Here is a 21940-nt window from a genome sequence, read left to right as displayed (position 1 = left end):
TAAGATAACAGGACACATTAATTCAACAAACATGGGGTGTCTACAGAGGGGAGGTTGGTACTTTTTATGTTTGATCTGACCGCTGATAAGTGAATAGGTTATATCTAACAGAACACGTACACAGAGCCACAATTAGCGATTCTATTTTTGTTCAAGTCCTAGTTCGTTTAGAGGTTCAGGAAAGAAAGTATAAAGCTATGGGGAAAGATCCGTGGAACCTCAATAATGAGATGATAGCTAAACTAAGCACATAAAGGTTGGAAAAGTGTGTATAGCGGAAAACTTATAGGTTAAATAACACTGTTTTTGGCATGATTTTATGCATTGCCAAAGCACTTGACGCAAAATATTTCTGCTAATCGTGAAATGAAGATCGGATTAGCGTATCTTTTTTTGCGGAATTAGCATCATTCTTTACCAAAGAAACGATTATCCCGTAATTCAATTGCCGGATTTTTCGTTTTTTTTGTATGCCACCAGAAGGGTATTCAAGGACAAGCCGTGGTGTTTATAATTTAATTATAAATACGTGTTCAAAAAGTCTGGTTTTCAGTACCGAGAAGATGGAATGAAGATAGAAATGGAGTAGCGGAGCGTAGGCAAACTACGTGAGCAACGGAAATTTCGGCTGAATTTCATATTCGATGTTGATGATGCCGCTAGGCATGATTCGTAATCAAAAGTGGACTTTTTGAACAACTTCTAAAACAAATAAAACAAATGAGGTGCTTGATATGGGATGGTTCGGTAAAAAGAACAAACAGGAAGATGCGATTGCTAAAGCGGATAAAATGATGAATAAAGGACTCACTGGCATGATGATGAAAGGTTTTGTATCAAAGGAACATCGGGATGCTATCAACCAAAGTCTGGATTCGGCAAAGCAGGCACAGTTGGCGGCAAGTGGTTCTCTGCCTTTAACAGCTACGGCTACGGTGGTGACAATCACCGATACAGGCAAACTGATCAACTTTGATCCGATTGTTCTGCTTGTATTGGATGTGACAGAGACAAACGGTAACCAGTATCAGCGAACATTGGAGACACTGGTGTCCAAAATGCAGATTCCACGAGTTGGCGATCGAGTGGGACTGGGCCAGAATCCAGCGAATCCCTCCGAACTGATCTACATGGGGCTAATGTCCATCTAGAAGGTATTTGGTTATAAGAGAGTCATAATCTATTTGTAAAATGCTTATAACAACGCTAAATAGATATATTGATAGAGATATTAAGAGAAGGATTAAGAAAGGGTGGATCATATGGTAGGTTTCCTGAGATTCATTGGCGTATTAACTGTATTCGGGGTGGGGTTCTCCCCATTTCTGGCACAGCAGCTGTGGAATGATCCGTTTATGATTATGCAGGCATGGTGGTACACTCCGGCGATCTTTGCCGGGTTTGCACTGATCTTTGTTCCTGCGATTTTGAACAATATTTTTGGCGTAGGTCGAGTGAAGACAGGTTTACCAGCAGTTGGGGTCATTAAGACTATACAACAGACGGGGACGTATATTAATGAACAGCCTGAGGTTCGATTGGGTCTGACGGTGTCGCGTAAGGGGCGCGAGAAATACGATACCGAGATGAAAGCCGTCATTCCGCTGACCTCCATGGCACAGTTTCAGCCGGGCAGTTTCATTCCGTTAGTAGTCTCCGTAAAGGATGAGCGCAAGGTAGGGCTTGATATGAAGGGGCAATTATCACAGGAAGATATGCAGCAATTGCTGGATGAAAAGATGGTACAGCAAGGGGTATCACCTGAAATGATGGATATTGCAAGAACAGGGGAAAAAGCAATGGCCAAGATCCTTGATGTCACTCCACTTGGAAGTGGTGGCAATAACAAGATCAAGCTTCAGCTCAAACTCAGCATAACGAAAACGAACGGTGAAACCTTCAATGTGACAACGCAAAAAGAAATTTTGTCATCTGCCCTTCCGCAGGTGCAGCAAGGACATATCATTAATATCATCTATTCAAGACAAGACCCAACAAAATTGGTGTTGGCATTGAATGTACAGGAGCGACAATTAAGTGACTTATTCTCCTCCTGAAGATGTAGACAAAAGGAGGTCCTACAGATCATGTTTATGACGTGTAGGACCTCCTTTTTCATTTTGGTATGTATGAGAGATACAAGCAACGGACGGTTTTCAAACAATACCAAGGCGCATGCGATAAGAAAAAAGTACTTTTCTGGATTCTCCATCAAATACACGATTAGCCAGCGCTCTGAACTCGTCAGCAGCTGTTAATAGATCATCCGCTCCGAGTTTCAACGCCGTTTGCAGGCCGCCTTGGCTCAGGGCGAGATTGACATATCGATCGGCTGTGAATGTCTCGTGGTGATGAAATACGATTTCCCGGACATATCGGAACAGCCCGGACTGCTGAATCTGCTGCAAATGCCCATCCTTGCTCCATTTGTGTGCCTGACTATTCTGGGGATCCAGACTGGCTGCTCGTTGATCTGCTTCCTTATTCAGCTGCAGATAAGCTTGTTCTAACTGCCAGTCTAACATTGGCGGCCAGTCGCAATCGTAGGCTGCAAATATGCCCCCTGTACGAAGTACACGTGCAAACTCGCGTAGTGTGGGTTGCGGCTCCATCCAGTGAAACGATTGCGAGCAGGTCAGCACATCCACACTGCCATCTGGTAGTCCGAGGTCGTGAGACAAGCCGGACACAAACCGCAGGTTATCCGGCTTCCCGGCAGATTCCCACTTGAATTCAGCTACAGACCTCATGTCATCGCTGGGTTCAAAGCCGATAATACGTTCAGCTTCATTAAGCCAGATCCACGAGGATAAGCCGGTGCCACAACCGATATCTGCGACCATACGTGGTGTGCTGCCAAGATATGTCGTTAGAATATCCACCACTTCAGTGGGAGCAGCTGGTCGGTTCTGATCGTATAACGTACCAAAACCTTTGAAACGTTCCACATTGTTGCGTCTAATGTCTTGCATGGATAAACCTCCTTCGGGCAGATGGATGACGGAGAGTCAGCTGTGATCAAAAGTTGTATAGGCCTATATTATATCATTCATTGTTGGGAAGTTTGTTCATGACGTTCTGCAAATGTTCAACGGCTTTGATATGACGTCTGAGCAATTCCTGTCCAACATGAACAGGCTCGATTACGGTCAGCTCGGAACCAAACGACAGCAGGAAGGAGTAGAGCCATTCCCCTACATTCAGTTCGAGAGACACACGGAGCCTGCCATCAGGCTCTTTTTTAATGAGGGAGGGTTCGAAAAAATCATACACTCGGTATGCAATATTGCTGGAGAACGAGAGTGTAAGAGGAATCAGGACAGGAGCTGCCTCTGATTCAGGATCGTTTGATCCGGCAGTAACAGAGTGATCGTGTTTTCTCGCCAGAAAAGTCAACTGGGTGATCCGTTTCATCTTAAATGTCTCGAATTCTTTCCGATCAGGGTCATCATGGATATATCCTTTGAAGTACCATGTACTGTTTTTGAAAATAAGCTTCTGTGGCTCCACGGTCGGAATGCTCTTCTCACCATCCGAATTAACATAATGAAACGTAATCAGTTGATTCGTTAATATAGCCTGCTTCACCTGATTGAACAGTTCTCTCTCCTGCAGAGGGATGCTGCCCCATGGTGAGAAATTGAATTCGATCCAATCCAGCTTGTGATCAAAAAGGGCGGTTAACCGTTGCAGCATATGGGCACTGTTAAGATGGGGGATCGCACTGATGCTGTATAGTCCCATCAAAATTTCATTCTGGTCTTCTTCAGACAACAGGGACTTGTCCATGACATAGTTGTCCATCAGATGGATACCGCCATGCTTGCCGGTCGTTGTATAGACGGGAATGCCCGCAGCGCTCAGCCGGTCGATATCGCGGTACACCGTACGTACAGAAATCTCGAACATACGGGCGAGTTCTGGTGCAGTGGCTTTCTTTTTCTCCAATAACAAAAGCAACATTCGAAATAGTCGGTTATTTTCCATGCTCTGATTATACCATGACAATAGGTGTCAGGGTATGGATGGTACACTGGTGTAAAAGTCTTACCAAGACATTTTACTCAGATTTATAATTTGTTCTTCATTTATTGGGGAGTAGTGAAGGGGACGATATCGATTCTGAAGAAACGAAGTGTTCGCTAAAAGCTTTCTGTAAGAAAGCTACTTCGGAAGCAAACGCTATCATGGGATTTTTCCATTTAGAAATGGGAATAAAAGAAATCCGAGGATAACAGCGATCAGAAGAACGATTCGTGACCGGAACGGCTACTCGCATAATATCAAGCACTTTATACCGAAATGAGTTAATTATGAAGGAGGAACTGGTCATGACAATGAAAGAAGGATTTTACTGGGGCGGCGCAACGGCTGCCAATCAATTCGAGGGTGGATGGAACCAGGGTGGTAAGGGGCCAAGCACGTCTGACATGATGACAGGGGGAACCCACACGATTCCACGCCGGATTACGCCTGTATTGGAAGAGGGCACGTATTATCCGAGCCATGAAGCGGTTGATTTTTACGGACATTACAAAGAAGATATTGCCATGATGGCAGAGATGGGCTTCAAAATGTTCCGCATGTCCATCAACTGGTCCCGGATCTATCCAAACGGTTATGATCTGGAGCCAAACGAAGAGGGATTGCAGTTCTACGACAATGTTTTTGCCGAGTTGAAAAAGTACAATATTGAGCCGCTCGTAACGATCTCCCATTATGAAACGCCATTCGGTCTGACACAGAAGTATAACGGCTGGGCTTCCCGTGAAGTCATCGACTGTTATATCCGTTATTGTACAACTCTCTTCAACCGCTACAAAGATCAAGTGAAATACTGGCTTACGTTCAACGAAATCAACTGTCTGACGATGCCGATGGGTGCTTATATGGCTGCAGGTATTCTGTTTGAAGGCAAAGAGACACTGGTCGACGGAGTGGATGATCCACAGACTCGTTTCCAGGCATTACATCATCAATTCATTGCCAGTGCAAAAGCAGTGAAGCTGGGGCATGAGATTAACCCTGATTTCCAGATCGGCTGTATGGTCGCTTTCATGACAACCTATCCAAACACATGTAACCCGGACGACATGTTGCTTGCACAGAAGAAAGACCAAATCTCTAATATGATCTGCGGTGATGTACAGGTTCGTGGAGCGTATCCTGGATTCGCCAAACGTTTCTTTGCCGAAGAAGGTATCCAGATCGAGATGCAACCGGGAGACGAGCAGACCTTGCGTGAAGGCTGCGTAGACTTCTACTCCTTCAGTTATTATATGTCTTTGGTTGAAAGTGCGGATGAGTCCCTTGAGAGAGCAGAAGGTAATCTTCTGGGCGGTATCAAAAATCCATATCTCGAAGCTTCCGACTGGGGTTGGCAGATCGATCCAAAAGGACTGCGTTACACGCTGAATCATCTGTATGATCGTTATCAGATTCCACTGATGGTGGTTGAAAACGGTCTGGGTGCTGTCGATGTGGTAGAGGAAGACGGCTCCATTCAAGATGACTATCGCATTGATTATTTGAAAGGTCACATTGAACAGATGAAAGAAGCGGTAGCTGACGGCGTAGATCTGATTGCCTACACCATGTGGGGATGTATCGACCTGGTTAGTGCATCCACTGGAGAGATGAAGAAGCGTTATGGCTTCATTCATGTCAACAAGGACAACGACGGTAACGGAGACTTGAGCAGAACACCGAAGAAGAGTTTCCACTGGTACAAAAAAGTCATCGAATCCAATGGTGAAGAGTTATAATTTGGTGTAAAAAAACCAGATCCGTCTGTTCCCTTAAATGGGACAAGCGGTCCATGTGGTCCTGAACGAGTTCAGGACTACAATATATGAATATAAAAATACCCGGCTATCCGTCAGTTAAGGAAAGCCGGGTATTTCTTTGTGTAGTTCCATAGCGGGCCGCCTAGGCCAACCTTCTGCTTTGCAGATGGGACATGCGCTCCAAATGCCGCCGATAAAACCATATGCATGTGGAGAGCCAGCAACCACTCAAGAAGTATCCGCCTACGATATCACTTGGATAATGCACCCCCAAGTAGATACGACTTATACCAATGGTCAGTATAAATACGGCGCTGGCAACAATCATCAGCACACGTCCTGTTACGGTGGGTACATGTTTCCAGATTAGAAAGGCCAGTCCACCGTACAGGCTAAATGCTGCCATAGAATGCCCACTGGGGAAGCTATAGCCGCTCACTTCGATAATCCGGTTAATGGTAGGTCTGGCACGCTGGAATACCAGTTTGAGCAATGCATTTAACAGGGTTGAACCTGCAAGCACACAAGCCAGAAAGAGCAGTTCGCGTTTGTGTCGCAGGCAAACGTACAACACAATCATGGCGATGATGGTAATGAAGACCACTGGCATTTCGCTGCCGATCCAGGTAAAAAGGTGCATGAATTGTGTCATACCAGGGGATTCCAACCCCTGAATCCAGCCGATCAGCGTGTCATCAAATCGATGAATCTGGTTGTCGCTGATGGACAGGGCGATGCTTATAAAAGCGATCATGCATAACGCTGCAACGAGCAGCGAGAATGAGATATTCTTTTTCCAGTTGTGTATCAAATGTTGAGTTCCTCCGTGATGGTTGATTTCGTATGTTGTGTCCTTGCGTATGTTGGACATAACGATATTTATATTGTGCTATAATTTTACAATAAATATAGCAGCAATAAAAATATGTAACCTTAACAACGCTTATTCAAGCAGAGAATGTAGGAGGGAGCGGTCGGAATGAAACGACGTTTGGTGATGTGCATGTTGATCTTACTGTTGGTTACGTCTGGGTTAGCTCTATTTCCCGGAGAGAGAGTGTATGCTTGCAGTTGTGTCGAGAATGATGTTCAAGAGAGATTGAAGACCTACGCAGCAGTATTTACGGGAGAAGTGGTGAATAAAGGCAATTCTCAACAGTCGAAGCATGATGGTTTATTAAGAGAGTATACCTTTGATGTAGGTACTGCATGGAAGGGGGTTAATGCCAAAAAGATGAAAATCCTCGCGAGTGACGGAGGGTCTGACTCCTGTGGCATTCAATTTGAAAAGAATCAATCCTACCTGATCTATGCTTATCAATATGAAGTGGATCATAAGCTTCATACGAATCTGTGCAGTCGCAATGTTCCAATTGAACAAGCCGGAGACGATCTGAAATTGCTGGGTGCGGGCAAGCTTGTAAGTAAAGAAGATTTTGGAGAAACCACCGATGGGAGAAGTGAATATATCCAACTCATATTATATGGTGGAGTCATTTTATTGGCAGCGTTGGCAATCGTGTGGATATGGAAACGAAAGAAAAGAATCTGATTGCAGGTCTGATGAAAATTGAAAGTTGGATTGTATAACAAAAGGTTTGTATGATTGAAAAACAAGTCAATCCCCGTAAGAACGTCGAGGTACATCCGCGTTCCATACGGGGATTTTCAGGAGTGGCGTCAAAATTTCACCCATTTGGAGTCGAGATTATCGATCCGATGCAGCTAGTTCAGCTGCAACATGTATTCATAAGCTGTGACACCAAATACCCGTTTGAAATGACGGTTCAGATGGGTCAGATCAACGAATCCACAATCGGCAACAGCAGTATATACGTCCTTCTGCTTTTCGATGGATTGACGGGCACGCTCCACCTTGCAGTTTAAGAAAAACTGGTAGGGAGATATACCTGCTTGTGCTTTGAATTCCCGGATAAATTGAAACTTGGACATGCCAAATTCGGAACTTAGGTTGTCCAGCTTGAGCACATCTTCGGTGCTGAAAAACATGATTTCCTTGGCTTTTCGAACCAGACTGTCCTGAGGCAACCAGAGCTTGGTGTCCATTTCCTTCTGAGCCAGAAGGTGAACCAGATCGAAGACCCGTTCGCTGCACTCGGCTTCGTCCTGTCGGAGTTGAACGGCATCGTTCAGTATCAGGATCTTACGTGCAAGCTCGGGATCATAGACGATGGGACTTCCAAAACGCAATTCCTTTTTGCCTATAATCTCCTCTACCAATTCCGGCTTCAAATACAGCATCACATAGTCAATGCCAGCCTTATCATAGGAGCTTCCGTCATGGGACTGTTCACGGTTGAACAACATGACACCATTTTGGTGAGACGCCTGATATTGTCCGTCCAGGTTGTATTGTTGAATGCCACGCAGGGTTACGCCGACCGCATACTCTTCGTGGCAATGTTTTTTGTATGCAAAATCAGTAAAGCTGGCGGATAGTGCCAGCACGTCTTGCGACTTTTTATAGTTAAACCGTTCCATGCAGCACACCTCCCAAGCTTTAGATTAATCCGGATACTATAATGGCTGAGTATAACAAAAAAAGTGCCATGAGAATACTCAGTAATTTTTGGTGGCGATTCAGCAACGTTTTGAAAACCGTGCCAAAAACAACCCAACTGGAATAGGCCAGAAAACCAATGAATGTAATGAGCAGCACGAACAGGAACGAAGAAAATGAACTTTGATAAAAGGGCAATACATAACTTGGAATGACAGTGAAAGTAAACAAGACGACCTTTGGATTCACAAATTGCATGATGAAACCGTTCCAAAATCCGGTAACTTGTTTTGGTGCATCCTCGGTGGTACCCATCTTGTAGATCTGGTACGCCAGATACACCATGTACAGGCCGCCGACAATCTGCATCACCTTCAGAATTCCGGGTAACACTCCCGCAAGAAGATGATTAAGAAAAGCTGATGCGGTAAGCAGCAGACCAAATGCCAGCGTAGCTCCCCACACATATTGCATCGTTTGACGCGCCCCAACCTGTTGTACGGAAGAAAGAATTACGATATTGCTGGGGCCAGGGGTGAACGTAACGACAATACAGTAGATTAAAAAAGATGCAAGATTCATAAGGATGATGCTCTCCTCTGGTTGTAGTTTAGTTTCATGATCATACGTCCAAAGGGAGAAACCATATAGTACATTATTGCAGCAGGTACACGGTTAGCAACAGGAGCTTGCTTTTAAAAGATAAGGGATGGTTTTCTTTTTGAATGATTGCGTTTACAATTTAAACGAAGTATAAGGTGATCAGACGACTTGAGGAAGTGAACGGAATGAAAAAAATGCTACTTGTTTACATTTTGCTAATCTCAGCATTTGCGTTGTATGTATTGAGGTTTGAATACACCAGTCAGGTAAACAGTTCTTGGGAGGACCGGGGGCTGCGCGGTGATATCGGAGAGACGTATATCATGATTACATTCCAGTCCGGGCTGGAGTATTGGAAGAGCCCGCTCAAAGGTTTCGAGGATGCCGCGGATGCACTTGGCGTGACCGTAGAATATCGCGGGGCTACCCGGTATGATGCGAAGGAGCAGACCATGGTGATCGAGCAGGCTATCGCTCGTAAACCCGCGGGCATTGCTATATCTGCAATCGATCCTCAATCGTTAGTTCCAGCGATTAACAAGGCAATCGACGCAGATATCCCTGTTGTATTATTTGACGCGGATGCACCCGATAGCCAGGCCTATTCTTTTCTTGGGACAGATAATTACAAGTCGGGTGTAATGGCTGCCGATAAAATGGCTGAACTGCTGGGTCGTGAGGGAGAGGTCGCGGTATTAACCTTGCCTGGGCAACAAAATCATGAAGAGCGCACGAAGGGTTTCCGCGATACGATCAAGGAGAGATACCCTTCCATGCAGATTGTTGAAGTTGCAGACGGACACGGTGATGCGATGGTATCCAGAGACGAAACAATCAGAATGATGAAGGAACATCCCGAGCTGGCGGGAATTTTTGTGACTGAAGCTACCGGAGGGGCAGGAGCGGGGGAAGCTGTTCAAACTGCCGGGGACAGACATCCATTGCAGATTATTTCGTTTGATACAAACAAGACTACATTGGATATGATCAAGAACGGTACGATCTCAGCTACAATTGCACAGGGAACCTGGAATATGGGATATTGGTCACTCCAATATCTGTTCCATCTGCATCACCAATTAACGGTTCCTGCCCCTTCTTCATCCGGTGAAAATGCACCACTTCCCGTGATGGTAGACACAGGGATCTCTGTGGTAACACGCTCAGATGTGGATGATTACTATGCCAAATAACAAGGAAGATTTCAAGATTCCAAGGCCTTGGAGCAGGAGAGCAATTCTCTCCACTTTCAGGAACGGGATTCGGCGTTTACGCTTGCGTAATATGCCCCTTCGCTACCAGCTGATGCTGCTTTTTCTGTTATTCGCCATTGTACCTTCCGTAGGGCTTGGGTTGCTTGTGAACTGGACGGTGGAGCGCGTAGTTGAGCGACAGGTTGAAGGGCATACCATGCAACTGATTGGCAAAGTGAATGAAGCTCTGAACAGCAAAATGGAGAATTTGCAAAACATGACCTACCTGATTGCCTTTGACCCGTATATTGATGCTTTTATGGACGACAAAATGCCACCGAATGATGATGAAGGCATCGTACCAATGAACATGGACACCAATGCCGAAACGGAGCAAAATCGGTTATATGGCATCAAACAAACCTTGCAGGGGTTCACAACATTGTATCCTGAAATCGCCGGGATTGTTCTCGTCAATGCACATGGTGACTATATTAGCAACGAGATGTATCCCCGAGCGGAACAGAGCCTGATCCAGGAAAATTGGTATCAAAAAGCTTCGGCCAATCCGGGCATCTTCATGGTATTGGGTCAGCCGAAAGAGCGTAATCTCACGACACATGTACGGTACAAGAATGATGAGATTGTATCGGTTGCACGTTCCATAACGGATGAAGCGTCAGGACGTGTGCGGGGGGTTATTATGATTGATCTTAAACTAAGGTCGGTCTCTCAGGCTGCCCGTAATGTAACCTTGGGGAAATCCGGTTATGTGATGGTGACGGATGCAGAAGGTCAAAGTGTATACAAGCCGGAGCACCCGCTAATAGAACACATTCCCACAGACTGGTTCCCCTCCGGTGAGAGTGGAACATTTACCGCCGATACAGAAGGTGGAACATTATTATTCATGTATCAGTCGTCTACCTTTACAGGTTGGAGAACAGTAGGGGTATTTCCCACAAGAGACTCGATATCCGAAGTACGCCAAATCCAGTTTTACGTGGTTAGCTTTGTATTTGTGGTGTGTCTGTTTGGCCTGAGCGCCTCTTTATGGTTCTCCCGTTCCATTGCTCAGCCCATTTTCCGGCTCATGTCCTATATGCGCAGGGCGGAGACCGGCAATCTCAGACCAGGCCGCTGGAGCGATCGCGCTGATGAGATTGGCATGCTTGGCAACAGTTATAACCGAATGCTGGCACAGATTCGACAACTGATATCACTAAATGAATTGCGGGAGCGGCAGAAGCGCGACGCTGAAATGCGAAGTTTGCAGGAGCATATCAAACCACACTTTTTGTACAATACCTTGGATACCATTCATTGGATGGCACGCAAAGAGGGTGCAGAAGATGTATCCGGCATGGTTGGTGCGTTATCTCGATTATTTCGCATAGGGCTTAGTAAGGGACAGGATTACATTCCGCTGCATTCCGAGATTGAACATATGACCAGTTATCTGCAAATTCAGCAGACACGATACCGCGATCGTCTTCAGTATACATTGAATATTCCAGAGGAACTGCGGGACCTTTTGGTGTTAAAGCTGCTGCTTCAGCCCCTGATAGAGAATGCAATCTATCATGGAATCAAGGGCAGGCGTGGGCCGGGACACATTCGGGTGGAGGCCAGATTGGAACATAACAGACTGCTGCTGACCATTCATGATAATGGAGCAGGCATGTCCATCGAACGGCTTGCCGAGATGCAGCAGTTGCTCGAAGCTCCGTTGGCAAGTTTGGAAGCGTCTTCGCCTGGGATGACAGGCAAAAGTTATGGAATGTTGAATGTGCAGGCCCGTCTGCGGCTGTCCTTTGGCGATGAATACGGTATTGTGCTGGAGAGCCAGGAAGGTGAAGGAACGAGTGTGACCATCATTCATCCGTTGATGCGAGAGCTCCCACCAACCAAGCAAATCAATAACGAAGAGAGGCAGGAGAGTGAATGGGAAAATTCATGAAATCGGCCGTGACAACTTCCACTGAAACAGATGAGACATCCGCATTAACTACAGTAATGGAGATTATGCCGGATAGCCATGTGGCGAAGAAATACCGCGTGCTCATCGCTGATGATGAACCGATCATTCGTGAGGGGATTCGGGATGCCATTGACTGGGAAACTCTCGGGATGGAGGTTGTTGGTGAAGCGGAAGATGGCGAGGAAGCGCTGGAACGGGCGGCTGATTTGGGTGTGGATATTGTTCTCGTTGATATGAATATGCCATTTCTGAACGGAATCGAACTAATCCGTGCCCTTCAGCAGAAGTGTCCAGGCTGTCGTTACCTGATCATCTCGGGACATGATGAATTTGCATATGCGCAGGAGGCGGTTCGTCTTGGCGTAGAGGATTACATTTTAAAACCTGTGCAAGCAGAACAATTATATGCTGCACTTGAGCGATTGCATCAGCGACTTACTGAAGAGCACCAGAGGACGGCATATGTACAACAGGCAGCTCATCAGATTGAACGTAATATCCCGTTGCTTCGCCAGCGATTTATGCTGGAGTGGCTGGAGGGGCAGGCTGAAGGGAGGAATCTGACGGAGCAGCTTGTGTTTTTGCGGCTGCCCCCCGTCCCACCTGTGCAGATCGGGGTCGTACGCTGGCCTGCCGCTGAAGCTCGTCAGACGATACTGAGAGAGAATGATCGTCAGTTGTTTCTGTTTGCAGTGGAAAATATAATTAGTGAACTGCTGGGGGACGTGCCACATGTCCTGTTTCGGGACGTAAGCGGGTTGATCGGCATGTGTCTGTGGCAGGAAGCCCCTGAAGAAATAGAGTCCCTTCTGGAACAACAGATCAGTTCTTGCCTGAATATTGCCATTCATGCTCATGTGGAGACACATGCAGGGACACTGGAAGAAACGCCGGATACGTACCGTCATTGCCGTGAAAGGGTATTCGGGGAAGTACAGTTGTCGCCTCTGGTTCGCCGGGCAAGACAACTTATTCACGAAGAATATGCCGAGCGGGAACTGACCCTGGAATCGCTTGCTTCCCGTCTACAAGTATCTGCCGTATATCTTAGTCGTGTGCTGAAGAAAGAGCTGAATGATTCCTTTGTCACGCTTGTCACGCATGCTCGCATTCGCAAGGCTATACAGTTATTAGATTCAACAACACTGCCGATCCACACCATAGCTGAGCGTGTAGGTTATGATACCCAACATTATTTCAGCACTGCATTTAAGAAAACAATGGGCATTTCACCAGTGCAGTATCGAAAGAACGGGGGGACAGCCTATCATCCTTCTGCGAATTAAATATCGTATTACAGTTATTCACTTAGACATGTGATAAATGAGATGGATGTGTTCTACTTCGTGTGAAGCGAAGTGGAGCATGTCCTTTTTTTTGACTCTGGAATGGTATCTCGTGGATCAAACTTATACTTTAAGCGTTTCCATCAAAAGTTAAATTTTTATAAAAAAGGTTCAAAACGTGCAAAGACCTTGCGGCATCTCGAATGCTACCATTAGTCTCAGATAGGAACAGCAAGCAACAGGATGCACTACATGTATTGTAAGCGTTATCTTATAACTCATTCAGAACCGTATGACGTGAGGAAAGGGGAACTTCATATGAAAAAAGGAGCAATGCTCATCTGGCTTCTGGTGATGACCTTGATGCTCTCGGCCTGCAATCTGGCAGAGAGTGGCCCAGGCAGCAAAGAAAAGGGATATGTCGGTATATCGATGCCAACCAAATCATCAGAACGATGGGTGGGAGACGGGGAGAATATGGTCCGTCTGTTTCAGGAGCAGGGGTACAAAACCGATCTTCAGTATGCTGAGGACGTGGTCGAGAATCAGATTTCACAGATTGAAAACATGATCACCAAAGGTGTGGATGTGATGGTGATTGCGTCCGTGGATGGCAACACATTAACGGATGTAATAAAGAAAGCGCATGACGAAGGGATACAAGTGATCTCGTATGATCGGCTCATTCGCAATACGCCATACTTAACCTATTACGCCACGTTCGACAATTTTAAGGTGGGTGTGCTTCAAGCCTCCTACATCGAACAAAAGCTTGGACTCAAGGATGGAAAAGGACCGTATAACATTGAGCTGTTTGGTGGCTCTCCTGATGATAATAACGCCTATTTCTTCTTCGACGGTGCGATGTCTGTCCTGAAGCCGTACATCGATTCCGGCAAGCTGGTCGTGCGCAGCAAGCAGATGACGATGGCTCAGATTGCGACCTTGCGCTGGGACGGAGCACTGGCCCAGTCACGGATGGATAACCTGCTGAGTGCGTATTACTCGGGTGATAATCTGGATGCAGTATTGTCTCCTTATGATGGAATCAGTATTGGTATCATTTCATCTTTGAAAGGGATTGGTTACGGTACTTCGAACAAACCGCTGCCCGTTATTACAGGACAGGATGCCGAACTTGCCTCAATCAAGTCCATTGTGGCCGGGGAACAGACGCAGACGGTGTTCAAGGATACACGGAAGCTAGCGGAGAAGACGGTAGAGATGGCCAATAGTATTTTGCAAGGAAAACAGGCGGAAGTTAATGATACAACATCATATAACAACGGAATTGAGGTTGTTCCGGCGTATCTCTTGGATCCCATCTCGGTGGACCGTACAAATGTGGAGCAGGATATCGTTGGTACACAGTATTACACGAAGGAAGAAATCGGACTGAAATAATAAATGAAAGGAGCACATCCCATGGCCGGAATCATTCTGGAAATGAAAAACATCACCAAAACCTTTCCTGGCGTCAAAGCGCTGGAAAATGTCAATCTGAAAGTCCGTGAAGGCGAAATTCATTCCATATGTGGTGAAAATGGCGCAGGTAAATCTACGTTGATGAAGGTACTGAGTGGTGTATATCCACATGGCACGTATGAAGGCGACATTTTATTTCAGGGCAAAAATTGTGAGTTCAAGGATATTAAGCAGAGCGAGGATCTGGGAATTGTCATTATCCATCAGGAGTTGGCCCTGATTCCCTACCTTTCAATCGCGGAAAATATATATCTGGGCAACGAGCGTGCGAGCAGAGGAATTGTCAACTGGAAGGAAACTTTTGTAGGTACACGGGAGCTGCTCTCGAAGGTGGGACTGAGCGAAAATCCAAACACGTTGGTATCCAGCATCGGGGTAGGCAAGCAGCAACTGGTCGAAATTGCGAAAGCGCTCTCCAAAAAGGTGCGGCTGCTTATTTTGGATGAGCCAACCGCTGCGCTGAACGAGGACGACAGTGAAAATCTGCTGCAATTGATGCTGGAATTCAAGAAACAGGGCATCGCCTGTATCCTGATCTCACACAAGCTGAATGAGGTATCCAAGGTATCCGATTCCGTGACCATTTTACGGGACGGTAAGACAATTGAGACGTTGGATATGAAGAACGAAAAAGTGACGGAGGACCGGATTATTAGCGGAATGGTAGGACGTGATCTCACTAGCCGTTATCCGGAGCGTCATGCCACCATTGGAGAAGTTATCCTTGAGGTAAAGGACTGGACGGTATATCACGAACATCATGCCGAGCGAAAAGTACTGGATCAGATCGATATGAATATCAGACGTGGTGAGATTGTAGGTATTGCTGGGCTGATGGGCGCTGGGCGTACCGAGCTTGCCATGAGTATATTTGGCAAATCCTATGGCCGGAATATTTCGGGTCAACTCATTAAGAATGGTAAACCGATCCACAACAATACCGTCACAGAGGCTATTCAGAATGGGTTTGCTTATGTGACAGAAGACCGCAAGGAATACGGACTCATTCTGATGGATGACATCAAGCGCAATATTTCCTTAACGGGTCTGAGCAAGCTGACGCGAAACGCAGTAGTGAACGAGCGTGAAGAAGTACTGGTGGCGGAAAAGATGAAGAAAAGCATGAACATCAAAGCACCAAGTATTTTGCAGAAGACCGGTAATCTAAGTGGAGGCAACCAGCAAAAAGTGGTGCTCAGCAAATGGATTTTTGCCGGACCAGATATTCTTATCCTGGATGAACCTACCCGCGGTATCGATGTGGGAGCGAAATTCGAAATCTATACGATCATTCATCGGCTTGCTGCTGAAGGCAAGGGCGTACTGGTAATCTCATCCGAGCTTCCGGAGGTTCTTGGCCTGTGTGACCGGATCTATGTGATGAATGCCGGACGAATCACCGGTGAAGTCAGCCGGGAGCAAGCATCGCAGGAAACGTTGATGAGATATATGACCAAGTCTGGAGGCGGCAAGCATGGAAATGATAACAAAACTGTTCAAAAATAATATCCGTCAATACGGCATGATTATTGCCCTGGTAGTGATTATGCTTTTGTTCGAGGTACTTACAGGCGGGCTGTTGCTCAAGCCGATTAATATTACAAATTTGATTTTGCAGAACAGTTACATTTTGGTGCTGGCGATCGGAATGGTGCTGGTCATCATTACCGGGCATATTGACCTGTCTGTTGGTTCCATTGCAGCCTTTGTTGGTGCCGTTGCCGCGATTATGATGGTTGATTGGCAGCTTCCGGCTTGGCTTGCAGTCATCGCTTCCTTGCTGGTTGGTGCTTTGATCGGTGCATGGCAAGGCTTCTGGATCGCTTATGTGCGGATTCCGGCATTTATCGTGACGCTGGCAGGTATGCTGCTGTTCCGTGGCTTGACGATGATCGTGCTGGAGGGGCAATCGATCTCTCCTTTTCCAGGTGGTTTCCAGAAAATAAGCTCTGGCTTCTTGGCGGACATTCAATTCTCAGGTTTCGGTCTAGTGTCTATCATTGTGGGTCTTGTGCTCACCGTTTGGTACATTGTCAATGAACTGCGGGAACGCCGTTCCCAGCGAAAATATGGATTCGAGGTCGTGTCAAAGGGACTATTTTTGCTCAAGTTGATTGTGGTGGCTGTTGTGACAAATCTGTTTACGTTTGTACTCGCAAGTTATGCAGGTATTCCAAATATCCTGGTCCTGCTGTTTGTCCTGATCGTTGTGTACTCCTTCGTTATGAATCGTACTGTCATGGGACGGCATGTGTATGCGCTTGGAGGTAATGAGAAGGCCGCAGGCCTGTCTGGAGTCAAAACAAAAAAGGTAACCTTCTGGGTTTTCGTGAACATGGGTACACTTGCCGCGGTATCCGGGTTGATCTTCGCCGCACGTCTGAATGCAGCTACGCCAAGAGCGGGTACCAACTTCGAGTTGGATGCCATTGCGGCCTGCTTCATCGGTGGTGCTTCCGCTTCAGGGGGCATAGGTACGGTATTTGGTGCCATCATCGGTGGTTTGGTTATGGGTGTGCTGAATAACGGGATGTCCCTGATTGGTCTCGGTATTGACTGGCAACAGGGGATTAAGGGATTGGTACTGCTGCTCGCTGTAGCGTTTGATATCTATAATAAAAATAAAAGATCAGCGTAACACTTGGTAAAATGAAAAAACAGACCTTGATCTCAGGATCAGGTCTGTTTTGCTGTATGCACGACTTAGTTACATTAAGGCATCGAGGAAACGTGTGGCGATGCCAAAATAGATAAACAGGGACAAGATATCATTCAATGTGGTGATTAACGGGCCAGAGGCAACAGCCGGGTCGACTTTGAAACGACTAAGCAGAAGCGGGATGCATGTACCGGTCAGTGTACCAATGACCAGAGTGAGGAACAGAGATACCCCAATAATGGCGCCCAGCAACCAGTCCCCTTGCCAGAAATAAGCGATGACGGTGATCAGTAATCCACATACCAAGCCGATCATTATGCCTACCTTGATCTCCCGACCAATCAGTGCGAGTACGGTGGCTTTGTCGAGCTTGCGTCCGATCAGTCCGCGTACCACAACAGCCAGAGACTGCGTTCCTGTGTTACCGGTCATACCTGCGATCATCGGCATGAAAAATGCCAATGCCACAACCTGATTGAGTGTATCCTCGAAGAAATCCACAATACTTCCCGAGATTAGACCAATCAATAGAAGCAAGATGAGCCAGGGAAGCCTGCGTCTGACGGCCACGAGTGGTTTAGTATCAAAGTCGATATCCTTGCTGCCGCCCCCCATCTTGGCCAAATCTTCACTGGCTTCATCCATAATAATATCGATGACATCATCCATCTGAATGATACCGCATAATCTGTGATTTTCATCCACCACCGGAAGTGCAATAAACTCATAACGCTGTAGAAGCTGTGCTGCTTCTTCCTGGTCCATATCTACCGTTGCATGGATCACCCGCCGGGTCATCAGTTCTTCAACCTGGGTCTTATCGTCAGCCAAGGCAAGGGATCGATAACTCACGACACCGACCAGTTTGCCTTCATTATCGGTTACATAGAGATAACTGGAGGCTGAGATATGCATGGTACCTTGCGATTGTCGTAAGGCTTCCTTGGCTGTCTCATGAGCGAGCAGGGTCCGATATTGATCTGTCATGATGCGTCCTGCCGTTTCCGGCGGGTAATTAAGCACGGATCGGATAATGGCAGAGTGATCCAGGTTCATATTGGACAGCAATTCTTCTCGGCGTTTGGCGGGTAAATCGTGCATAAACCGGATCAGATCACTTTTGTCCATCTGCTGCATGACTTCAAGTGTTCGTTCCGGCCCAAGTCGTTCAAACAGTTGAATCTGTTCGTGCAACTTCAAGGTCTCAGCGAGATCCGCCAGAGCATCGGGTTTGAACAGGAGCAAAAACCGATTGGTTTCTTCTTCAGGGAACTTTTTATATACAAGTGAGAGGTCGTAGGGATGCAGTTCTTTCACCAATTTATAGAAATCGGGAAGGTTCCGGGATTGTACATGTTGCACGAGTTGTTCGGTGATCTCCTCCACGGAGAAATCTTTCTTGGTATGAGGTCCGTTCATATCGACACTCCTTTCTATTCGGTCAGCTTCATATTTTTAAACGAAATGGGTTGGGAATTAAACAAATGGAGAAAAAATGAGAGTCCCAAAATGATATTGTAATCTTGCTCAAACATTCGATATGGGCTTACAAACAGCCACTTCAAGGATATACTTGTTGTACAGCAACAGACAAGGAGGACATGCGCTAGTGGAAGTAGATATCAGAACACAATTGCTCAGCATGGTTGAGCCGGAGTATCAAAAATTCTCGGCCGCACTTATTCCCAACATCACGAATGTACTTGGTGTAAGGTTGCCAGCCTTACGAAAAATTGCCAAGCAACTTGCCGCCGGGGACTGGCGCACGTATCTGGAAACGGCAGAGGATGAATATTTTGAAGAAGTGATGTTGCAAGCGATGGTCATTGGACATGTACAGGCTGATCTGGACGAGCTGTTAAAGGCTATTGAAACATTTGTACCGAAGATTGACAACTGGTCGGTGTGTGACAGCTTCTGTGCGGGACTGAAATATACGAAGGTCCATTCGGAGTCCATGTGGGCGTTCTTGCAGCCGTATCTGAGATCAGATCAGGAATATGAAATCCGGTTTGGTGTGGTAATGCTGTTGAATTTTTATCTGAATGAGCGATATATCGATCAGGTTCTATCTGCATTGGATCAGATTAGGCACGAGGCGTATTATGTGAAAATGGCAGTTGCTTGGGCCATCTCAATGGCTTATGTGAAACAACCTGAGGTGACTATGCGTTATTTGAACCGCAATACCCTGGATGATTTTACGTATAATAAGGCACTTCAGAAAATCACGGAATCTTATCGCGTTGATCCAGAGAGCAAGCAAATGATCCGCAGTATGAAACGTAAGGTGAAGAAGCAGATTACCTCCTAGTTCTAGCATTAAGCATTCCACCGGGGAGAGGGCGATAAACGAATGAGAAAAAAGTTGATGTACACCACGATGCAGTTGGACGGTCGTCCATGGGTGCTGCTCGCTACGGAACAGGGATTGTGCCGAGTGGTCATGCCAAACGAAACATTGGAAGATTGGAACGGCTGGATACAGAAGGTTGCACCTGGCGTGGAACTGGAGGAGAACGAACATGCTCTGAAACGAACAGGTATGATGGACTGGTTGCTGTCCTATTTTGCAGGAGAATCCATGGCTTATACAGATGCGATCCCACTGGACTTGATCGGAACGAACTTCCAACAGGAGGTATGGAGAGAGCTAGGGCGTGTGCCTTATGGTGAAATTCGGACCTATGGTGATATAGCTGCTGCAATTGGCAGACCTTCGGCTGTGCGAGCAGTTGGGGCTGCCAATGGGGCCAATCCAATTCCGGTTCTGTTACCATGCCACCGCATTATTGGGGCTAATCGCAAGCTGACCGGGTTCCGTGGAGGCCTGGAGATGAAGCGCAGACTGCTGGATATCGAACAGATTGAAGGCGTGAACGATGGAGGGCATGCGCGGTTTCATTTTTAATAGACTCGCGTAATCAAGAAGATTAAGGTGAGTGGACGGGGCAGGCACGTATTGTGCCTGTTTTTTTTACATGTATTAAGTAGAGTAATACAAACGTTCCGCATATGGAACACCAACGTTTTACGTATTTTTGCCCTGTGAAACCGTATGGTACCATGGATCATAGATCAATCGGTATCCGGGGGACGTAATGCCGGGTAAGAAAAGAGGGATGACATGATGAAGCAGGCTTATTGGTTAACAAACGTGACTGTGGAGCGGAGTTATATTCGGGAGGGGGAACAGGTGACGGGGACACGGACAAGCCCCGCTCATCTGCGGATTAAAGATGGAGTGATCGCGGAGATTGTGGAAGGAAACAACCCGTTGTCTAGCGATCTACCACAAGTAGATGGCAAGGGACTTCTGCTGTTGCCTTCGTTCGAGGAGGCACATATTCATCTGGATAAAACCTACTACGATGGGCCGTGGACAGCCGTTAAGCGTATCTCCAGTATTTTCGAACGTATTGAAGAAGAGAAGGTTCTGTTGCCCAAGTTGCTACCAGATGCCAAGCGTCAAGCGGAGAGTATTCTGACCTTGATTCAGGGGTGCGGCTCCACTCATGTACGTAGTCATTGCAATATTGAACCCGTCAGTGGCTTGAAAAGACTGGAAGCGACGCGGCAGGCTCTGGAATCATTTTCGGGCAAAATCGCTTCGGAGATCGTGGCTTTCCCGCAGCATGGACTGCTTCGCTCCCATTCAGTGGAGCTTATGGGCCAAGCGATGAAGGAAGGTGCAACGCATGTGGGCGGACTTGATCCTCATACGGTGGACGAACATATCGAGAAATCACTGAACGCCATGGTTGAACTGGCTGTTCAGCACCAGGCGGGCATCGATATTCATCTGCATGATGGTGGGCAGGCCGGCAAACAAACGCTGTTGGAACTCGCAAATCTGACCGAAGCAGCAGGGCTTCAGGGTAAAGTTACGGTAAGTCATGCGTTCTGGTTCGCCCGCGCAGAGCACCAGGAAGCAGAAGACATGGCGCAGCGAATGGCCTCGCTTGGGATGAGCATTGCTTCTACGGTGCCTATTGGCAGAACGATGATGCCTCTTCCCATGCTCCACCGTATGGGTGTGAACGTGAAGCTGGCCACAGACAGCCTGACGGATCATTGGTCTCCTTTTGGCAATGGGGATATGCTTGAGAAAGCGGGACGATTCGCAGAACTGTACGGATATAGCGACGAACTGTCCTTGTCTCAATCTTTGGCATGGGTAACAGGCGGGATTACACCTCTGGATTCACAAGGGGAACAAGTCTGGCCGAAGGTAGGCGACACCGCGAGTTTTGTATTAGTGCATGCGAGTTGTTCGGCGGAAGCTGTTGCGCGGCGATCTGCGCGGCAGGCCGTATGGTACAAGGGGCAATTGGTCAGTGGATCAACAGCGGATTGAGGGAAATAGAGCGGGTGCAGCCACGGGAAACCGTGGTTTTTTGGCATGGGAGAAAAAGAGGAAAGAACT

General features: G+C 46.8%; 19 protein-coding genes. 13 read left to right on the top strand and 6 right to left on the bottom strand.

Annotated features, from left to right (window positions below):
* The first annotated feature begins 734 nt into the window (after nucleotides 1-734).
* Together NST38_RS23330 and NST38_RS23325 are read left to right on the top strand one after the other, a co-directional pair.
* Complete coding sequence (locus NST38_RS23330) at nucleotides 735-1151, top strand: hypothetical protein (RefSeq protein WP_076252898.1); 417 nt, start codon at nucleotides 735-737, stop codon at nucleotides 1149-1151.
* Nucleotides 1152-1262: 111 nt separating this feature from the next.
* A complete protein-coding gene (locus tag NST38_RS23325; RefSeq protein WP_076252997.1) occupies nucleotides 1263-2057 on the top strand; it encodes a hypothetical protein in 795 nt (264 codons plus the stop codon).
* 99 nt (nucleotides 2058-2156) lie between these two features.
* Here the strand turns inward: NST38_RS23325 and NST38_RS23320 are convergent, their stop codons facing one another.
* Together NST38_RS23320 and NST38_RS23315 are read right to left on the bottom strand one after the other, a co-directional pair.
* Nucleotides 2157-2972, bottom strand: a complete 816-nt coding sequence (locus tag NST38_RS23320; RefSeq protein WP_076252897.1) for a class I SAM-dependent methyltransferase — start codon at nucleotides 2970-2972, stop codon at nucleotides 2157-2159.
* A gap of 73 nt (nucleotides 2973-3045) precedes the next feature.
* Nucleotides 3046-3963, bottom strand: coding sequence for a helix-turn-helix transcriptional regulator (locus tag NST38_RS23315; RefSeq protein ID WP_083684720.1), 918 nt, complete (start codon nucleotides 3961-3963; stop codon nucleotides 3046-3048).
* 368 nt (nucleotides 3964-4331) lie between these two features.
* Between NST38_RS23315 and NST38_RS23310 the strand changes: the two genes are divergently transcribed.
* Entirely contained in the window at nucleotides 4332-5765 is a 1434-nt protein-coding gene (locus tag NST38_RS23310) for a glycoside hydrolase family 1 protein (protein WP_076252895.1), read from the top strand.
* Nucleotides 5766-5928: 163 nt separating this feature from the next.
* Here the strand turns inward: NST38_RS23310 and NST38_RS23305 are convergent, their stop codons facing one another.
* Complete coding sequence (locus NST38_RS23305) at nucleotides 5929-6597, bottom strand: phosphatase PAP2 family protein (protein WP_256720104.1); 669 nt, start codon at nucleotides 6595-6597, stop codon at nucleotides 5929-5931.
* Between the two features lie 168 nt (nucleotides 6598-6765).
* Here NST38_RS23305 and NST38_RS23300 point away from each other — a divergent pair, with 168 nt between their 5' ends.
* Complete coding sequence (locus tag NST38_RS23300; RefSeq protein ID WP_076252894.1) at nucleotides 6766-7338, top strand: hypothetical protein; 573 nt, start codon at nucleotides 6766-6768, stop codon at nucleotides 7336-7338.
* A 173-nt stretch (nucleotides 7339-7511) separates the two neighbouring features.
* On the opposite strand, the gene NST38_RS23295 is transcribed toward NST38_RS23300, so the two are convergent.
* Both NST38_RS23295 and NST38_RS23290 read right to left on the bottom strand, forming a co-directional pair.
* Nucleotides 7512-8288, bottom strand: a complete 777-nt coding sequence (locus tag NST38_RS23295; RefSeq protein WP_076252893.1) for an AraC family transcriptional regulator — start codon at nucleotides 8286-8288, stop codon at nucleotides 7512-7514.
* 19 nt (nucleotides 8289-8307) lie between these two features.
* Nucleotides 8308-8889, bottom strand: coding sequence for a LysE family translocator (locus NST38_RS23290; protein ID WP_076252892.1), 582 nt, complete (start codon nucleotides 8887-8889; stop codon nucleotides 8308-8310).
* Nucleotides 8890-9095: 206 nt separating this feature from the next.
* On the opposite strand from NST38_RS23290, the gene NST38_RS23285 reads away from it, so the two are divergent.
* From NST38_RS23285 to mmsB, 6 genes are all read left to right on the top strand, one after another.
* Nucleotides 9096-10103, top strand: a complete 1008-nt coding sequence (locus NST38_RS23285; RefSeq protein WP_076252891.1) for a substrate-binding domain-containing protein — start codon at nucleotides 9096-9098, stop codon at nucleotides 10101-10103.
* Nucleotides 10104-10194: 91 nt separating this feature from the next.
* Nucleotides 10195-12063 (top strand): cache domain-containing sensor histidine kinase, encoded by a 1869-nt coding sequence (locus NST38_RS23280; protein ID WP_076252996.1) that lies wholly within the window; start codon nucleotides 10195-10197, stop codon nucleotides 12061-12063.
* A gap of 8 nt (nucleotides 12064-12071) precedes the next feature.
* The gene (locus tag NST38_RS23275) at nucleotides 12072-13370 is read left to right on the top strand and encodes a response regulator (RefSeq protein ID WP_076252995.1); all 1299 of its coding nucleotides are present in this window, start codon (nucleotides 12072-12074) and stop codon (nucleotides 13368-13370) included.
* 318 nt (nucleotides 13371-13688) lie between these two features.
* Entirely contained in the window at nucleotides 13689-14774 is a 1086-nt protein-coding gene (gene chvE, locus NST38_RS23270) for a multiple monosaccharide ABC transporter substrate-binding protein (RefSeq protein ID WP_076252890.1), read from the top strand.
* 21 nt (nucleotides 14775-14795) lie between these two features.
* Nucleotides 14796-16361: a multiple monosaccharide ABC transporter ATP-binding protein gene (gene mmsA, locus NST38_RS23265; protein WP_076252889.1), complete on the top strand. Its 1566-nt coding sequence runs from the start codon at nucleotides 14796-14798 to the stop codon at nucleotides 16359-16361.
* The gene (mmsB, locus tag NST38_RS23260; RefSeq protein ID WP_036617110.1) at nucleotides 16330-17493 is read left to right on the top strand and encodes a multiple monosaccharide ABC transporter permease; all 1164 of its coding nucleotides are present in this window, start codon (nucleotides 16330-16332) and stop codon (nucleotides 17491-17493) included. Before mmsA ends, mmsB begins: the two co-directional genes overlap by 32 nt.
* 69 nt (nucleotides 17494-17562) lie before the next feature.
* On the opposite strand, the gene mgtE is transcribed toward mmsB, so the two are convergent.
* A complete protein-coding gene (mgtE, locus tag NST38_RS23255) occupies nucleotides 17563-18933 on the bottom strand; it encodes a magnesium transporter (RefSeq protein WP_051447459.1) in 1371 nt (456 codons plus the stop codon).
* Between the two features lie 190 nt (nucleotides 18934-19123).
* Between mgtE and NST38_RS23250 the strand changes: the two genes are divergently transcribed.
* The 3 genes from NST38_RS23250 to NST38_RS23240 all read left to right on the top strand — a co-directional run bounded on the left by NST38_RS23250 (nucleotide 19124) and on the right by NST38_RS23240 (nucleotide 21871).
* Nucleotides 19124-19828: a DNA alkylation repair protein gene (locus tag NST38_RS23250; RefSeq protein ID WP_076252888.1), complete on the top strand. Its 705-nt coding sequence runs from the start codon at nucleotides 19124-19126 to the stop codon at nucleotides 19826-19828.
* Between the two features lie 42 nt (nucleotides 19829-19870).
* Nucleotides 19871-20425, top strand: a complete 555-nt coding sequence (locus NST38_RS23245; protein WP_076252887.1) for a methylated-DNA--[protein]-cysteine S-methyltransferase — start codon at nucleotides 19871-19873, stop codon at nucleotides 20423-20425.
* 219 nt (nucleotides 20426-20644) lie between these two features.
* A complete protein-coding gene (locus tag NST38_RS23240; protein ID WP_076252994.1) occupies nucleotides 20645-21871 on the top strand; it encodes an amidohydrolase in 1227 nt (408 codons plus the stop codon).
* Nucleotides 21872-21940: the final 69 nt, after the last annotated feature.

Source organism: Paenibacillus sp. FSL H8-0104, assembly GCF_038050215.1.
Lineage (GTDB): Bacteria > Bacillota > Bacilli > Paenibacillales > Paenibacillaceae > Paenibacillus > Paenibacillus amylolyticus.
The sequence above is the reverse complement of the archived record's forward strand: the minus strand, read 5'-3'. Positions and strand labels throughout refer to the sequence as shown.

Excerpts from the sequence above, each read along its gene's own strand:
- NST38_RS23240 (WP_076252994.1), top strand. The coding sequence starts at position 20,645 with ATGAAGCAGGCTTATTGGTTAACAAACGTGACTGTGGAGCGGAGTTAT.
- NST38_RS23330 (WP_076252898.1), top strand. The coding sequence starts at position 735 with ATGGGATGGTTCGGTAAAAAGAACAAACAGGAAGATGCGATTGCTAAA.
- NST38_RS23290 (WP_076252892.1), bottom strand. The coding sequence starts at position 8,889 with ATGAATCTTGCATCTTTTTTAATCTACTGTATTGTCGTTACGTTCACC.
- mmsB (WP_036617110.1), top strand. The coding sequence starts at position 16,330 with ATGGAAATGATAACAAAACTGTTCAAAAATAATATCCGTCAATACGGC.
- NST38_RS23245 (WP_076252887.1), top strand. The coding sequence starts at position 19,871 with ATGAGAAAAAAGTTGATGTACACCACGATGCAGTTGGACGGTCGTCCA.
- NST38_RS23310 (WP_076252895.1), top strand. The coding sequence starts at position 4,332 with ATGACAATGAAAGAAGGATTTTACTGGGGCGGCGCAACGGCTGCCAAT.
- NST38_RS23280 (WP_076252996.1), top strand. The coding sequence starts at position 10,195 with ATGCCCCTTCGCTACCAGCTGATGCTGCTTTTTCTGTTATTCGCCATT.
- NST38_RS23325 (WP_076252997.1), top strand. The coding sequence starts at position 1,263 with ATGGTAGGTTTCCTGAGATTCATTGGCGTATTAACTGTATTCGGGGTG.
- NST38_RS23320 (WP_076252897.1), bottom strand. The coding sequence starts at position 2,972 with ATGCAAGACATTAGACGCAACAATGTGGAACGTTTCAAAGGTTTTGGT.
- NST38_RS23295 (WP_076252893.1), bottom strand. The coding sequence starts at position 8,288 with ATGGAACGGTTTAACTATAAAAAGTCGCAAGACGTGCTGGCACTATCC.
- NST38_RS23285 (WP_076252891.1), top strand. The coding sequence starts at position 9,096 with ATGAAAAAAATGCTACTTGTTTACATTTTGCTAATCTCAGCATTTGCG.
- NST38_RS23315 (WP_083684720.1), bottom strand. The coding sequence starts at position 3,963 with ATGTTGCTTTTGTTATTGGAGAAAAAGAAAGCCACTGCACCAGAACTC.
- mgtE (WP_051447459.1), bottom strand. The coding sequence starts at position 18,933 with ATGAACGGACCTCATACCAAGAAAGATTTCTCCGTGGAGGAGATCACC.
- mmsA (WP_076252889.1), top strand. The coding sequence starts at position 14,796 with ATGGCCGGAATCATTCTGGAAATGAAAAACATCACCAAAACCTTTCCT.
- chvE (WP_076252890.1), top strand. The coding sequence starts at position 13,689 with ATGAAAAAAGGAGCAATGCTCATCTGGCTTCTGGTGATGACCTTGATG.
- NST38_RS23300 (WP_076252894.1), top strand. The coding sequence starts at position 6,766 with ATGAAACGACGTTTGGTGATGTGCATGTTGATCTTACTGTTGGTTACG.